The following is a 12,984-nucleotide window of genomic DNA, read 5'->3' as shown; positions in this document are numbered from 1 at the left end:
CTCTGTGAGCGGCGGCCAGTGCTTGTGCAATTCGTCCCGGCTGTTTAGCTAGGCCCTATACGGGTCAACCGAAGACGGATCACCGAACATGCGACTTGGCGGAAGGCTGGCAGCAGCCATCGAAGTACTCGACGATATCGAGAGGCGGCATCGTCCCGCCGCCGATGCACTCAAAGACTGGGGACTTTCCCATCGTTTCGCCGGCGCTGGCGATCGTGCGGCCATTGGCAACATCGTTTATGACGCGCTGCGCCGCAAGCGCTCCGCCGGCTGGCTGCTTGGCGACGAGACCTCGCGCGCATTGGGCTTCGGCGCGCTCCTGCTCGAATGGGACCAGTCGGCCGAAGCGCTCAACCAGACGCTCGATGGCGACAAGTTCGCGCCCGAAGCGCTGAGCACCGCGGAGCTGGCCGCCATAGCCGAGCGCAAGCTCACTGATGCGCCCGATGCCGTCCGCGCTGACAGTCCCGACTGGTGTGCGCCGCTTCTCGAACGCGCTTTCGGCACCGACTGGGTGGAGGAGGGCGCCGCCCTTGCCGCCCGTCCGCCGCTGGATATCCGCGTCAACACGCTGAAGGCCGACCGCGACCGCGTCATCGCCGAACTCGAAGGCACCCAGGCCGCGCCGATGGCGCTCGCACCGCATGGCGTGCGCATCCCGCCGATCGACGGCAGCGGCCGCCACCCCAACGTCCAGGCCGAGCCGGCCTTCCAGAAGGGCTGGTTCGAGATCCAGGACGAGGGCTCGCAGCTAGCGGCCGAACTTGCCGGCGCAACCCCTGGCATGCAGGTGCTCGACTTCTGCGCCGGCGCCGGCGGCAAGACGCTGGCGTTGTCGGCGGCGATGGAGAACCGCGGCCAGATTTTCGCCCACGATTCGGAAAAGTCGCGCCTTGCGCCGATGTTCGATCGCCTGCGCCGCTCCGACAACCGCAACGTTCAGGTCGTCACCAAGCCGTCCGAATTGTCGGGTCTCACCGGCCATATGGATCTGGTGCTGATCGACGCGCCCTGCACCGGCAGCGGCACTTGGCGCCGCCGGCCAGATGCCAAGTGGCGTCTCACCCAGCGCCAGCTTGATGTCCGCAAGGCCGAGCAGTCGGCTATCCTCGACGCCGCCAGCGCCTATGTGAAGCCGGGCGGTCTCCTCGTCTACATCACCTGCTCGGTATTCGACGAGGAAAACGCCGACCAGGTCGACGCCTTTTTTCAGCGCGACAACGGCTTTGCGGCCATCGATCACCGCGCGCTGTGGCAGGCCCGTTTCCCCGGCCGCGACGATGCCGTGCGCCTTGGCGCGCAGGGCCTGTCGCTGACGCCGGCCAGGAGCGGCACCGACGGCTTCTATTTCGCCGCCATGCGCCGCAAGGGCTGACGGCGAAGTTCAAATCGCCTCAACCATTGACGATCCGGACTTGTCCTCCAGTTGAGAGCGGGGCGGCGCATCAGGCCGTCCTCTTGTTCTGGAGGTTCGATGAGCAGACTTCTCACCCTGCTTGCATTTGTCGTCGTCGTGCTCGGCGGCGGCACGCTGATCGGCTACGTGACGCTGCCGGGCGACTGGTATGCCGGACTGGCCAAGCCGTTCTTCAATCCGCCCAACTGGATTTTCGGCCCTGTCTGGTCGGTGCTTTACATCCTCGTGGCCATCGCTGGCTGGCGCGTCTGGCAGCGCGATCCCTGGGGTGGCGCCATGCGGTTGTGGATCGCTCAGCTCGTGCTCAATTTCCTGTGGTCGCCGACTTTCTTCGGCCTGCAGCAGCCCGGCCTGGCTTTGCTGGTCATCGTAGCGCTTCTCGGCGCCATCTCGGGTTTCATGGTGCTTGCGAGCAGAAAGGACGGCATTGCCGCCTGGCTGTTTGCGCCCTATGCCGCCTGGGTTGCCTTCGCCACGCTGCTCAATGCATCGATCTGGTGGCTCAACTGACGTTTGCGCTGCAGCATTTGCGATTGCCTGCATTTGCCTGCTTTGCGATAAGCAAGGCGAGAGGAACATCTAACATGGCAGCCAAGATCGTACCCACACCCGACTATGACGAGCGCGTCAGGGCCTCGTTCGCGCGTCAGAGCGCGATGCGGACCATCGGCGCCGAACTCACGCTCGTTACCCCCGGCATCATCGAGATCGAGATGCCGTTTTCGGATCAGTTGACCCAGCAGCACGGCTTTCTTCATGCCGGCATCCTCTCGACCGCGCTTGATTCTGCCTGCGGCTACGCGGCCTTTTCGCTGTTCCCGGAAAGCACCAGCGTCCTGACCATCGAGTTCAAGGTCAATCTCCTGGCCCCCGGCAAGGGCGAGCGTTTCCTGTTCCGCGGCTCGGTCACCAAGCCCGGCCGCACCATCGTCGTCGCCGACGGCCAGGCCTATGCTATCGCCGCCGATGGCGAGGCCAGGCTGATCGCCACCATGACCGGCACCATGATGGCCATTGCCGGCCGCGACGGCATCGAGGGGTAGACCATGCCGGGCATGACGCAATTTGCCGGCCGCAATGTGCTGTTCGTCATGGCGGCAGATGCCGAATACGGCCCGCACCTGCAAAAGCTGTTCACGCCGCTGATGACCGGCATTGGCCCGGTCGAGGCAGGCGTCAGGGTAGGCGCTGAACTTGCGCTGCTCGCCGCCTCCAACTATCTGCCCGATCTCGTCGTCTGCCTTGGTTCCGCAGGCAGCCGCCGGCTCGATCACACCGAGGTCTATCAGGTGACTTCGGTCTGTTATCGCGACATGGACGCATCGGCCCTCGGTTTCGAGAAGGGCAGGACACCGTTTCTCGACCTTCCCGCGACCCTGGACCTGCCGTTGCGCATCCCCGATGTGAGGCAGGCCAGCCTGTCGACCGGCAGCACCATCATTTCAGGTGCCGCCTACGACGCCATCCCGGAAGACATGGTCGACATGGAGACTTTTGCCGTGCTGCGCGCCTGCCAGATCTTCGGCGTCCCGCTCATCGGCCTGCGCGGCATTTCCGATGGCGCAAACGACATCAGCCATGTCGACGACTGGACCGAATATCTCCATGTCGTCGATGAGAAGTTGGCCCATGCTGTCCATCTTCTCGGCCAGGCGATCCAGAGCGGCACTCTCAAGCTTTAGCCGCCGGCCATGCGGCGCTGCGCTCTTTTGTCATAAGTTTTGCCCCGACGTTTGATGTATGCGGCGCACAGTCGTGCACACTCATCGACACTGACGCGCTTCCTCGATCCGGGTTCTTGCTCGGACCGGGCGGGCGCGACAGCGCCGAAGCGTGCGCGCTTTTTCAGGAGTAGCCTACGAAATGATGATCATCCGCATATCCAAGACCGCCGCTGTTGCCGCAACCGCGCTGTTTTCAACGCTTGTCGCCTTCGGCAATCTGACCGACTACGGCACCAACTTCGCTTTCGTGCAGCATGTGATGAGCATGGACACGATCTTCCCGGATGCGGCCATCAAGTACCGCGCCATCACCAATCCCGCACTTCACAACCTGTTTTACTTCCTGATCATCGCCGCTGAATCGCTGACCGCCATCCTGTGCTGGATCGGCGCCTATCGCCTCGCCACCAACCTTCGCAATGACGCACGCAGCTTCAACGCCTCCAAGACGCTGTCGATTGCCGGCCTGACGCTTGGCTTCCTGGTATGGCAGGTCGGCTTCATGTCGGTCGGCGGCGAATGGTTCGGCATGTGGATGTCGAAGACGTGGAACGGCGTCCCCGACGCCTTCCGCTTCTTCATCACCATTCTGCTGGTGCTTGTCTTTGTTGCCCAGCGCGACGAAGAACTCGCCTGACGAGATTTGGATGGTCGCCCCTTGGGCGGCCATCCTTGCCTACCGCGCCGCGCGCGGCAGCCCCTTGGCATTGCCGAAAAGGATGCCGGCAAGCCTCACCCTGACATCGCGATCCTGGTTCACATAGGTGATTGATCCTGCCTCGTGGTCGAGCGTCCAGCGGCCGACAGCCCCATTGTCCCAGTCGACCACGTAGCCGCCCTCGGCGAGCGCCCAGCTTCCCTTCCGCGTTTCCCCGTCGTCGAGCAGCATGTGCGCCCTGTTGCCGGTTTCGAAATAGACGTAGGCCTCCTTGCCGTTGCGGTCGAGCACATGGGTCGTGCCTGCTATCAACACCCTCAGCGAGGCCTGGTCGAGAATTGCCATGTTCGGTTCCTTCCACTATCAAGGTAGTCAAGCATCTTGACGATATGCATGATTGGAAAAATGGTCAAGCTACTTGACGAAAAAGACGCCAAGGCATTGCCCGACCATATCGGCTGGCGCCTGTGGCAAGCGAGCCGCGCCTGGAAGGCTGAGTTTGCCGAGGCGATGCGCGCGGCCGGCCATGGCTGGTTCAGCGAAGGCCGAGCCGGACTGCTCGGCCACATACCCCGCCGCGGCACCAGGCAGGCGGCGCTGATCGAACGCATGGGGATCTCCAAGCAGGCGGTGCAGCAATTGCTCGACGGCCTGGAGGCCGAAGGTGTCATCGAACGCACGCCCGACCCGGAGGACAAGCGTGGCAAGTTTGTGCGCTACACGTCAAAGGGGCTGGCTGCACTCGACGACGGCGACCATATCAAGATCGACATCGAGAAGCGCTACCGCGAGCGTCTGGGCGAGGGGTCTTTCGAGGCGTTGATGGCGGCCCTGCGCGGGCTTGCCGAACCGCAGGCGAGCTGATTGGCAGCCGGCCTTGGCCGGCCATTGCGCTCCCTGCCTGCCAGCCATGCAATCCAGCCCATTGCACAGACTCGAATCTTTCTTTAAACGCCCGCCATGAAGAACTCCGAGCACCCCGAAACCGTCCTCATCATCGACTTCGGCAGCCAGGTGACGCAGCTCATCGCGCGTCGCGTCCGCGAGGCCGGGGTCTATTCCGAGATCGTTCCCTTCCAGTCGGCCGCCGAGGCCTTCAAGCGGATCAGCCCCAAGGCGGTGATCCTCTCGGGCAGCCCGCACTCCACGGTCGACATCGGCAGCCCGCGCGCTCCTGACGCCGTCTTCGAGGCCGGCATCCCGGTGCTCGGCATCTGCTACGGCGAGCAGACCATGTGCGCCCAGCTCGGCGGCAAGGTCGAAGCCGGCCACCATCGCGAATTCGGCCGCGCCTATCTCGAGATCGAAGACGAAAGTGCTTTGTTCGACGGCGTCTGGGCCAAGGGTACTCGCCATCAGGTGTGGATGAGCCATGGCGACCGCGTCACTGCCATCCCCGCCGGCTTCCGCGTCATCGGCACCTCCAACGGCGCACCCTTTGCCGCCATCGCCGACGAGGCCCGCAAGTTCTATGCCGTGCAGTTCCACCCCGAAGTGGTACACACCCCCGACGGGGCCAAGCTGCTGCGCAATTTCGTCCACAAGATCGCCGGCATCGAGAGCGACTGGACCATGCGCGCCTACCGCGAGCATGCGGTCGAGGCGATCCGCAAGCAGGTCGGCGACAAGAAGGTCATCTGCGCGCTTTCGGGCGGCGTCGATTCCTCGGTCGCGGCACTGCTCATCCACGAGGCGGTCGGCGACCAGCTCACCTGCATCCTCGTCGACCATGGCCTGATGCGGAAGAACGAGGCGGCCGACGTCGTCGCCATGTTCCGCGAGCATTACAATTTGCCGCTGATCCTGGTCGATGCCGCCGATCGCTTCATCGACGCGCTCGAAGGCGAGTCTGACCCGGAAAAGAAGCGCAAGACCATCGGCCGCCTGTTCATCGAGGTATTCGAGGAAGAGGCCAAGAAGCTCGGCGGCGCCGATTTCCTCGCCCAGGGCACGCTCTATCCCGACGTCATCGAAAGCGTGTCCTTCACCGGCGGCCCTTCGGTTACCATCAAGTCGCACCACAATGTCGGCGGCCTGCCCGACCGCATGAACATGAAGCTGGTCGAGCCGCTGCGCGAGCTGTTCAAGGACGAGGTCCGCGTGCTTGGCAAGGAACTCGGCCTGCCCGACAGCTTCATCGGTCGCCATCCGTTCCCCGGACCGGGCCTCGCCATCCGCTGCCCCGGCGGCATCAGCCGCGAAAAGCTCGAAATCCTGCGCCAGGCTGACGCCATCTATCTCGACGAGATCCGCAAGGCCGGCCTCTACGATGCCATCTGGCAGGCCTTCGCCGTGCTGCTGCCGGTCCAGACCGTCGGCGTCATGGGCGACGGCCGCACCTACGAGTTCGTTTGCGCCCTGCGCGCGGTGACGTCGGTCGACGGCATGACCGCCGACTTCTACCACTACGACATGAATTTCCTCGGCGCCGCCGCCACCCGTATCATCAACGAGGTCCGCGGCATCAACCGCGTCGTCTACGACGTGACGTCGAAGCCGCCCGGCACGATCGAGTGGGAGTGATTCAGACCCATCCGGGCGTATCCAAAAATACACCAGGCTGCGATCTAACTAATTGAAATAAAAAATAAATCCTGTCTCTGCCTGTCGAGAGCAATCGATAGGCAGCTGACGGACCTGTCGTACGTTCTGACGGACCTCCTCCATATTGCTCTCCCCGGTTTTCGAAAGTACCGTCACAGGAAAAGAGATCGTGACGGTACTTTTTGACAACTAACGCATTGAATTAAAATACGTTTGTCCGCCACTAGCCTCTGAAATACCCTGACGGTACTTTCCGGTGGAAATGCTCGCATGTTGACGGACGTTCCCCTTAAGTCATTGAGACCAAAAGACAAAGTTTACAAAGTGGCGGACCGTGACGGCATGTATGTTCGCGTCATGCCTAGCGGCGCAATCTCCTTTCGCCTGGATTACAGGATCAATGGTCGGCGCGAGACGATCTATCTCGGCAGGTACGGCCGAGATGGAATCTCACTTGCGAAAGCGCGCGAGCTTTGTCTCGATGCCCGGCGGGCGGTTCGCGAGGGGCGTTCTCCGGCGCTGGAAAAATAGCGCGACAAGCGGCGCTTGAAGGAAGCGAGCTTTGGTGAGTTCGGCGCGAAGTGGCTGGAGGGCGCGCTTATGGCGGAGAGCACGCGCGCTATGCGCCGCTCAATCTTCGAGCGTGATCTGTTGCCGGTCTGGCGAATCCGCCTGCTCACCGAAATACGTCAGACGATCTGCGGGCGCATTGCGCAAAGATTGTCGAGCGCGGGGCGCCGGCAACCGCAATCCACGTTCGAGATACCCTCAAGCAGATTTATGGCTTTGCCATACTGCACGGGGAGAAGGTCTCCAACCCCGCGGACGATGTTGGCCCCGCTTCAATCGCCCATTTCGTACCACGCGATCGTTCGCTGTCGCCGGCCGAGATTCGAGCGATGTTGAAGACCCTGGAGAAGATCGCAACCCTTCCAACCATACGGTTAGGGATGAAGCTCTTTCTGTTGACCATGGTTCGAAAGAGCGAGCTGCAGGATGCGACTTGGGATGAGGTCGATTTCGGGAACGCCGTCTGGTCGATCCCGAAGGAGCGCATGAAACGGTCCAAGGCGTACAACGTGTACCTGTCGCGTCAGATGCTCGACATCTTCATCGCGCTGAAGACCTGCGCCGGCAATTCCCGCTATGTCTTGCCATCCGGCTATGATGCTGACGCGCCAATGTCGCGGGCCACCTTTAACCGGGTCACCTACCTGGTCGTCGAGCAAGCGTGCCCTTTTCCTGGCATAGAGGGAACGGCCTGGTGTCGTCGGTTAGGGTGACGAGATGGGGCTGGACGGAGGTGCCGCCGGCACTTGAGCCGGTGCCGCACAGCAGTTGGTACAGGTGACCGACATGGCCGCCGCGCCGTTCGAGGCGGACACCATCGCCGGCCTTGATGAAAATGGCATCTTCCTCGTCTTCGGAGCGACGCATGAGTGTGGACAGCGGAACCCCAAGTGCGCGGGACAGTGATTGCAGCTTTACCAGAGCCGCCGATATCGTACCATTTTCGATTTTGGAAAGCATACTTGGCGAGATATCCGCTGTGCTTGCCAGTTCGATTGCGCTAACGCCATGGTGCTTCCGATGGAAGCGGATCTCCCTGCCGATTGCCACCTGAAGCCTGGCCTTTGATGGAAAAGCGACAGGCGGGTCCTGGTGAGGTGATGCAGCCGCCACGCCATTTGAGACGGATCGCGGTTCGGACGACATTGAGCGAGGCTGTGGCTTGTGGCTTGTCATGCCGGCCCTGCGCCGTTCAATTTCCATACAGATCTGAGTAGGTCTGGCGCATCAACGCTTTCTGAACTTTACCCATGGCATTGCGTGGCAGGTCGTCGACGAACAATACCCTCTTTGGCAGCTTGAATTTGGCCAGGCGTGACTGAAGATGGGCAAGGATGGCGGCTTCGGTTGGAGGCGTTCCATTGCTCGCCACGACAATTGCGGTGACGCCTTCGCCGAAATCTCTGTGTGGGATGCCGATGACGGCAGATTCGACAACGCCTTCAATCAGATCGATTTCGGTCTCGATCTCTTTTGGGTAGACGTTGAATCCCCCGGTAATGATCAGGTCCTTACCACGGCCCACGATCGACACGTAACCGTTGTCATCAATGCGGCCGAGGTCGCCGGTGATGAAGAAGCCGTCGGCACGCATTTCCTCTGCCGTCTTCTCCGGCATCCGCCAATAGCCCTTGAAGACGTTTGGACCGCGTATCTCGATCATGCCGATCTCGCCGACTGGCAAGGGAGACGAATTGGCCGGGTCGGTGATGCGAATGTCGACATCAGGCAGCGGCTTGCCGACGGTTCCGGCAATCCGAGGTCCGTCATAGGGGTTCGACGAATTCATGTTCGTCTCGGTCATGCCGTAGCGCTCGAGGATGGCATGGCCGGTACGAGCGGCGAACTCTGCGTGCGTCTCGGCGAGCAGGGGAGCGGAGCCGGAGATAAACAGCCGCATGTGCGTCGTCGCCTTGCGGGTCAAGCCAGGGTGCTGCAGCAGACGTGTGTAGAAGGTCGGCACGCCCATCATCGTGGTCGCCTGTGGCATCAGCCGCAGTGCCTCTTCGGCATCGAATTTCGGGCGGAACAGCATGGTGCCGCCCGACAGCAAGAGCGTGTTGGTGGCCGTGAATAGGCCGTGCGTGTGGTAGACTGGCAGGGCGTGGAGCAGCGTGTCTGCCTCGGTAAAGTGCCAGGTCTCGACGAGGGCAAGCGCGTTCGACGCAAGATTGCCATGGGTAAGCATTGCACCCTTCGACCTTCCGGTCGTACCGGAGGTGTAAAGAATGGCGACAAGATCATCCCATCCAAGGCTGACATCGCGGAAGGCGCCATTCTGTTGGTTGGCAGCCTCCATCAGCGTGCCGTCTCCCGCCACACCCAACGAAAGCAACATCGCTCCCTTGTGCACGGCGAGGTCTACCAATTGGGATATGCGTTGCGGCGCGACGACGATGAGCTTGGGCTCGGCGTCGTCGACGAAATATTCGATCTCGGCCAGCGTGTAGGCCGTGTTGAGCGGCAGGAAAATCGCACCGGCACGCGCGCAGGCAAGAAAGAGCGCGATGACTTCAGGGCTCTTCTCCACCTGAACGGCAATCCGGTCGCCTTTGCGGACGCCGGCGTCAACGAGCGTCTGTGCAATTCTGCCGGAAACCTTCCAGAACTCGGCAAAGCTGAAATTGCGGCCGTCGGCGTTCTGGATGAAGGTCTTGTCGAGCGTGCTTATGCGGGCGCGCACGAGTTCGGGGAGCGAGTTGATCGACGGGTTCTCTTGATAGCGCCAGCTCATGGTTCGGTGTGGTTCCTCCTAGAAATGTGAAATCGGCTGCCGCGCCGGACGTTCGGAAGCCAGCAACTTGAGCACGGCTTTCGAGGCCGCGACCTCGCCCTTGTTGGCAAAGGCTTCGTGGTTGGCCTCGATCGACGGCAGATCGTAGAGATAATTCACCATCATGCCGTGCGATTGCTTGAGGCCCTTGGGCGACAGGTCGGCACTGGCGTTCAAACGCTCCAGGCGAGCACCGTTCCCCAGGTGAAAACGCGCGACCGGGTCGAGCGGTCGCGCAGCGGCATCTTTCGCGGCGGCGAGATAGGTGGCTGCCGCTTGAGTCAGCACGGGGGCCAATGTCTCGACAATGTCCGCATCGCCGTGCCAGTCCGGTTCGTCGAGCAATTGGAAGAGTTTCGCCTCGTCGGGGCTTGCTTGCTGGCGGTAGCTCGAAAGCCATTCCGCGAAGCCGGGAATGGGCGACAGTGTCACGAAAGTGCGCAAGTTGGGCAAGTCTCGGAGAAGGTCTTCGACCACCTGCTTGATCAGGAAGCTGCCAAACGAGATTCCTTTGAGGCCGACCTGCGTGTTAGAGATGGAATAGAAGACCGCGGTGTCGGCCTCCGCCTGATTGAGGGGCGAACGGTCCCCGGCGAGCAAACCGTCGACGCTGCCGGGCATGCCGGAAGTGAGCGCGACCTCGACGAAGATCAGCGGCTCGTCCGGCATCTGCGGATGGACGAAGGCGAAGCAGCGTCGGTCCGTGGGCTGTAGTCGGCGTCTCAAGTCGTCCCAGCCGTGAATTTCATGGACAGCCTCGTAGCGGATGATTTTCTCCAGGATCGACGCGGGTGAGGACCAGTCGATACGCGTCATCATCAGGAAGCCGCGATTGAACCACGAACTGAACAGGTGGACAAAGTCTCGATCCACCACCTCCAGTTCGGGTGCTTGTCGCAGATGCCGAACGAGCTCGGCGCGCATCGCGACCAGCGCAGCAGTTCCGCCGGGCGCCAGGTTGATGCGCCGAAACAACTCCTGCCTCAGCGGTTCGGCTGCGGTCGCCAGGTGTGAGGCGGCCTCCGCGGTGTGGCCGGAACGCCAGGTTTCGACGGCTGCTTCGAGACGCTTTTGGTCCGGGCCGAATGCGCTCATCAAGGTTCGGAACCACTCCAGGCGTGCCTCGTTGTCCAGCCGGCGCCATGCTTTGAGCAGATCGGCGGCAAGGGCCACGCCCGAGGCTTCGCCGCGGCTCGATATCAGCTTTTGTGCCAAGCCTGCGATGCCCTCCGCCGGCAGTGCCGCTTGCGATTGAGGTCGCCACAACAGACGTCGGCCGCGTTGGGCGATACCGTTGAACAACTCCCCGAAAAAGACGCTTTCTCGATCAAATGCGCGCATATCGACCTGTCTTCCTCCTGCCGGCGCTGTCCTGCTTGCAAAAAAAGCTGGTTGCTGTCGTTGCGATCTGATGCTTATATATTAGATATCGTATCCGTATTTTGAATATGGCGCGATTGTCGAATCGATGCAAGTCCAAGCTGAAGGAAGTCGCCATGGAACGCCGTATGTCATTCATGACGCAGATGGAGGTCGGGGAGGCGATCACTGCCAAGCGGGCGGTTATCCTACCCACGGGCGCCACGGAGGCGCACGGGCCTCATATGCCTACCGACACCGATACACACCAGGCCGATCATATTGCGGGGCTTTTGGCCGAGCGTATCGACGCCCTTGTAGCGCCGCCCGTTGCCTACGGTATTTCAAAGACCTTTGAATACTTTCCCGGCACCATCTCGCTGTCGATTCCGACCTACCAGGCAATGTTGTTCGAGGTCGGAGCGGCCCTTGTCCGCCAGGGTTTCGAGCATCTGATCATCCTGAATGGCAATCGTCCGAATGGAACGGCCAACGATGCGGTGGCTCGGCATCTGGTCGACGAACTGGATGCCAGCCACAACTTCAAAGTCTCGGCGGTCAGTTATTGGGAGCCTGCTGCGGCCAAGATCAACGCACTGCGCAAGTCAGTCCCGGGCGGCATGGGACACGGATGTGAGTTCGAAGCCTCTTTTCAGCTCGCAACGCGGCCGAATGTCGTCAAGATGGAGCGGCTTGCGGGCGCATACTACGGTCCGGTGGGGTGGGATCTCGTTGCGCCGACCAACCCGACGCGAACCTACTCACGCCGTCCCAGGCCAGAAGCAGGACACGCAGCGATATTCGGTGACCCGACGTTGGCCTCGGCCGAGGCCGGCGAGGTGTTCATCGACACTGTGGTCGATGCACTGGCAGAAACATTCAACGCACTGCAGGCGTCCTACGAGGAACGGAAATAGAGGCTCGCAGGGTGGATCAGAGGCTGTGCAATTGTGGCGCAGTCGCTCGGTCCAACCCTCCGATCGGCTTGTTTCGTCGTCATCCTTGGCCAGGGTGCCAGCCAAGGTCGATGCTGATCGAATGGGTAGCCTGTAGGAGCTTGTCGTTGAGATCGTCGAGACGCTTGCTGTTCTTGGCGAGGGTCTTTCTGAAGACAAAGGAGATACAAGCAATGGTGCGACCGTTGGCATCGCGGATCGGCGCGGCAATCGAGCCTGTGAAAGGTTGCACATCGCCTATGGTCAGCGACAGGCCTTCGTGGCGGATTTGCTCCAGCACCGTTCGCAGGCGGGCCGGGTCGGTAATGGTGTCTGGCGTCAGGCGCTCGAGATCCCGCTGCAGGTATTCCTCAATAAATTGCGGATCCTCATTTGCCAGCAGCACCTGGCCCTTGGAGCCGCAATGCAGCGGGAAATGGTAGCCGTAGTGGGCCTTGGTGATGTCCTCGTCGACACGCTGGTGCGAATAGATCGCCACCGAGTGCCAGCCAATGCGTTCTGCGACCTGCATGGCGATGCCTTCCTCGCCCTCGAGGCGCGCCAGGTAAGGCATGGCAACCCTCAAGATGCGGTGATTGGCGAGATAGGCGGATCCGATATGCCAAAGCCGAGGTCCGATCTCGTAGCGGTTGGTCTCCGGGTCGCGGCGGAGGAACTGCGCCTTTTCCAGCTGGATGATCGTGCGGTGCACTGTCGCCCACGGCAGGTTGAGACTGCGCGTCACATCAACGACGCGTCCCGGCGAGGTCGCAAGGAAATCAAGGACGGCGAAGGAGCGCGCCATCCCGCGCAGCGGATCTTCGGCGCTGTCTTCTTCGCCATTTTTCAGGTCGTTGTTCTTCGCCAATTTCTTGGTCGGTGTCACATCGGGCGAATTGCGAGGAGAATTGCTCACTTGGGAAGGCCGCTTTACGTTGAAGACACCCGCATACATAGGCAATAAAGTCTGTCCACTCAATGGATGCGATATTGAATATATGAAA

Annotated in this window: 13 protein-coding genes and 2 pseudogenes; 10 read left to right on the top strand and 5 right to left on the bottom strand. The window is 61.5% G+C overall.

Annotated features, from left to right (window positions below; genetic code table 11):
* Positions 1-88 precede the first annotated feature (88 nt).
* From GGQ99_RS19035 to GGQ99_RS19015, 5 genes are all read left to right on the top strand, one after another.
* The gene (locus GGQ99_RS19035) at positions 89-1,375 is read left to right on the top strand and encodes an RsmB/NOP family class I SAM-dependent RNA methyltransferase (protein ID WP_183263726.1); all 1,287 of its coding nucleotides are present in this window, start codon (positions 89-91) and stop codon (positions 1,373-1,375) included.
* 99 nt (positions 1,376-1,474) lie between these two features.
* Positions 1,475-1,927, top strand: coding sequence for a TspO/MBR family protein (locus tag GGQ99_RS19030; protein WP_183263725.1), 453 nt, complete (start codon positions 1,475-1,477; stop codon positions 1,925-1,927).
* 74 nt (positions 1,928-2,001) lie between these two features.
* Entirely contained in the window at positions 2,002-2,460 is a 459-nt protein-coding gene (locus tag GGQ99_RS19025) for a PaaI family thioesterase (RefSeq protein ID WP_108609103.1), read from the top strand.
* Positions 2,461-2,463: 3 nt separating this feature from the next.
* Positions 2,464-3,099 (top strand): 5'-methylthioadenosine/S-adenosylhomocysteine nucleosidase, encoded by a 636-nt coding sequence (locus GGQ99_RS19020; protein WP_183263724.1) that lies wholly within the window; start codon positions 2,464-2,466, stop codon positions 3,097-3,099.
* 181 nt (positions 3,100-3,280) lie between these two features.
* Complete coding sequence (locus GGQ99_RS19015; protein WP_108609101.1) at positions 3,281-3,778, top strand: DUF2165 family protein; 498 nt, start codon at positions 3,281-3,283, stop codon at positions 3,776-3,778.
* Positions 3,779-3,817: 39 nt separating this feature from the next.
* On the opposite strand, the gene GGQ99_RS19010 is transcribed toward GGQ99_RS19015, so the two are convergent.
* A complete protein-coding gene (locus GGQ99_RS19010) occupies positions 3,818-4,144 on the bottom strand; it encodes a hypothetical protein (RefSeq protein ID WP_183263723.1) in 327 nt (108 codons plus the stop codon).
* A 60-nt stretch (positions 4,145-4,204) separates the two neighbouring features.
* Between GGQ99_RS19010 and GGQ99_RS19005 the strand changes: the two genes are divergently transcribed.
* From GGQ99_RS19005 to GGQ99_RS26315, 4 genes and pseudogenes are all read left to right on the top strand, one after another.
* Positions 4,205-4,663, top strand: a complete 459-nt coding sequence (locus GGQ99_RS19005; protein ID WP_183263722.1) for a MarR family winged helix-turn-helix transcriptional regulator — start codon at positions 4,205-4,207, stop codon at positions 4,661-4,663.
* Positions 4,664-4,759: 96 nt separating this feature from the next.
* The gene (guaA, locus tag GGQ99_RS19000; RefSeq protein WP_183263721.1) at positions 4,760-6,322 is read left to right on the top strand and encodes a glutamine-hydrolyzing GMP synthase; all 1,563 of its coding nucleotides are present in this window, start codon (positions 4,760-4,762) and stop codon (positions 6,320-6,322) included.
* Between the two features lie 291 nt (positions 6,323-6,613).
* Positions 6,614-7,575: pseudogene (locus tag GGQ99_RS18995) on the top strand (tyrosine-type recombinase/integrase); the annotation flags it as partial.
* 115 nt (positions 7,576-7,690) lie between these two features.
* The gene (locus GGQ99_RS26315; protein WP_281380072.1) at positions 7,691-7,819 is read left to right on the top strand and encodes a hypothetical protein; all 129 of its coding nucleotides are present in this window, start codon (positions 7,691-7,693) and stop codon (positions 7,817-7,819) included.
* Between the two features lie 24 nt (positions 7,820-7,843).
* On the opposite strand, the pseudogene GGQ99_RS26440 reads toward GGQ99_RS26315, so the two are convergent.
* The 3 genes and pseudogenes from GGQ99_RS26440 to GGQ99_RS18980 all read right to left on the bottom strand — a co-directional run.
* Positions 7,844-8,059 (bottom strand): annotated as a pseudogene (locus GGQ99_RS26440) (helix-turn-helix domain-containing protein); the annotation flags it as partial.
* Positions 8,060-8,105: 46 nt separating this feature from the next.
* Positions 8,106-9,647 carry a malonate--CoA ligase gene (locus GGQ99_RS18985; protein ID WP_183263719.1) on the bottom strand — a complete coding sequence of 514 codons (1,542 nt, stop codon included), beginning with the start codon at positions 9,645-9,647 and terminating at the stop codon, positions 8,106-8,108.
* Positions 9,648-9,665: 18 nt separating this feature from the next.
* Positions 9,666-11,027, bottom strand: coding sequence for a malonyl-CoA decarboxylase (locus GGQ99_RS18980; protein ID WP_183263718.1), 1,362 nt, complete (start codon positions 11,025-11,027; stop codon positions 9,666-9,668).
* Positions 11,028-11,182: 155 nt separating this feature from the next.
* Here GGQ99_RS18980 and GGQ99_RS18975 point away from each other — a divergent pair, with 155 nt between their 5' ends.
* A complete protein-coding gene (locus GGQ99_RS18975; RefSeq protein WP_183263717.1) occupies positions 11,183-11,962 on the top strand; it encodes a creatininase family protein in 780 nt (259 codons plus the stop codon).
* Positions 11,963-12,041: 79 nt separating this feature from the next.
* Here GGQ99_RS18975 and GGQ99_RS18970 read toward each other — a convergent pair whose 3' ends face one another.
* Complete coding sequence (locus GGQ99_RS18970) at positions 12,042-12,935, bottom strand: IclR family transcriptional regulator (RefSeq protein ID WP_183263716.1); 894 nt, start codon at positions 12,933-12,935, stop codon at positions 12,042-12,044.
* Positions 12,936-12,984 lie beyond the last annotated feature (49 nt).

The organism is Aminobacter niigataensis (genome assembly GCF_014200015.1).
GTDB lineage: Bacteria > Pseudomonadota > Alphaproteobacteria > Rhizobiales > Rhizobiaceae > Aminobacter > Aminobacter niigataensis.
The sequence above is the reverse complement of the archived record's forward strand: the minus strand, read 5'-3'. Positions and strand labels throughout refer to the sequence as shown.

Excerpts from the sequence above, each read along its gene's own strand:
- GGQ99_RS19035 (WP_183263726.1), top strand. The coding sequence starts at position 89 with ATGCGACTTGGCGGAAGGCTGGCAGCAGCCATCGAAGTACTCGACGAT.
- GGQ99_RS19030 (WP_183263725.1), top strand. The coding sequence starts at position 1,475 with ATGAGCAGACTTCTCACCCTGCTTGCATTTGTCGTCGTCGTGCTCGGC.
- GGQ99_RS19025 (WP_108609103.1), top strand. The coding sequence starts at position 2,002 with ATGGCAGCCAAGATCGTACCCACACCCGACTATGACGAGCGCGTCAGG.
- GGQ99_RS19020 (WP_183263724.1), top strand. The coding sequence starts at position 2,464 with ATGCCGGGCATGACGCAATTTGCCGGCCGCAATGTGCTGTTCGTCATG.
- GGQ99_RS19015 (WP_108609101.1), top strand. The coding sequence starts at position 3,281 with ATGATGATCATCCGCATATCCAAGACCGCCGCTGTTGCCGCAACCGCG.
- GGQ99_RS19010 (WP_183263723.1), bottom strand. The coding sequence starts at position 4,144 with ATGGCAATTCTCGACCAGGCCTCGCTGAGGGTGTTGATAGCAGGCACG.
- GGQ99_RS19005 (WP_183263722.1), top strand. The coding sequence starts at position 4,205 with ATGGTCAAGCTACTTGACGAAAAAGACGCCAAGGCATTGCCCGACCAT.
- guaA (WP_183263721.1), top strand. The coding sequence starts at position 4,760 with ATGAAGAACTCCGAGCACCCCGAAACCGTCCTCATCATCGACTTCGGC.
- GGQ99_RS18985 (WP_183263719.1), bottom strand. The coding sequence starts at position 9,647 with ATGAGCTGGCGCTATCAAGAGAACCCGTCGATCAACTCGCTCCCCGAA.
- GGQ99_RS18980 (WP_183263718.1), bottom strand. The coding sequence starts at position 11,027 with ATGCGCGCATTTGATCGAGAAAGCGTCTTTTTCGGGGAGTTGTTCAAC.
- GGQ99_RS18975 (WP_183263717.1), top strand. The coding sequence starts at position 11,183 with ATGGAACGCCGTATGTCATTCATGACGCAGATGGAGGTCGGGGAGGCG.
- GGQ99_RS18970 (WP_183263716.1), bottom strand. The coding sequence starts at position 12,935 with ATGTATGCGGGTGTCTTCAACGTAAAGCGGCCTTCCCAAGTGAGCAAT.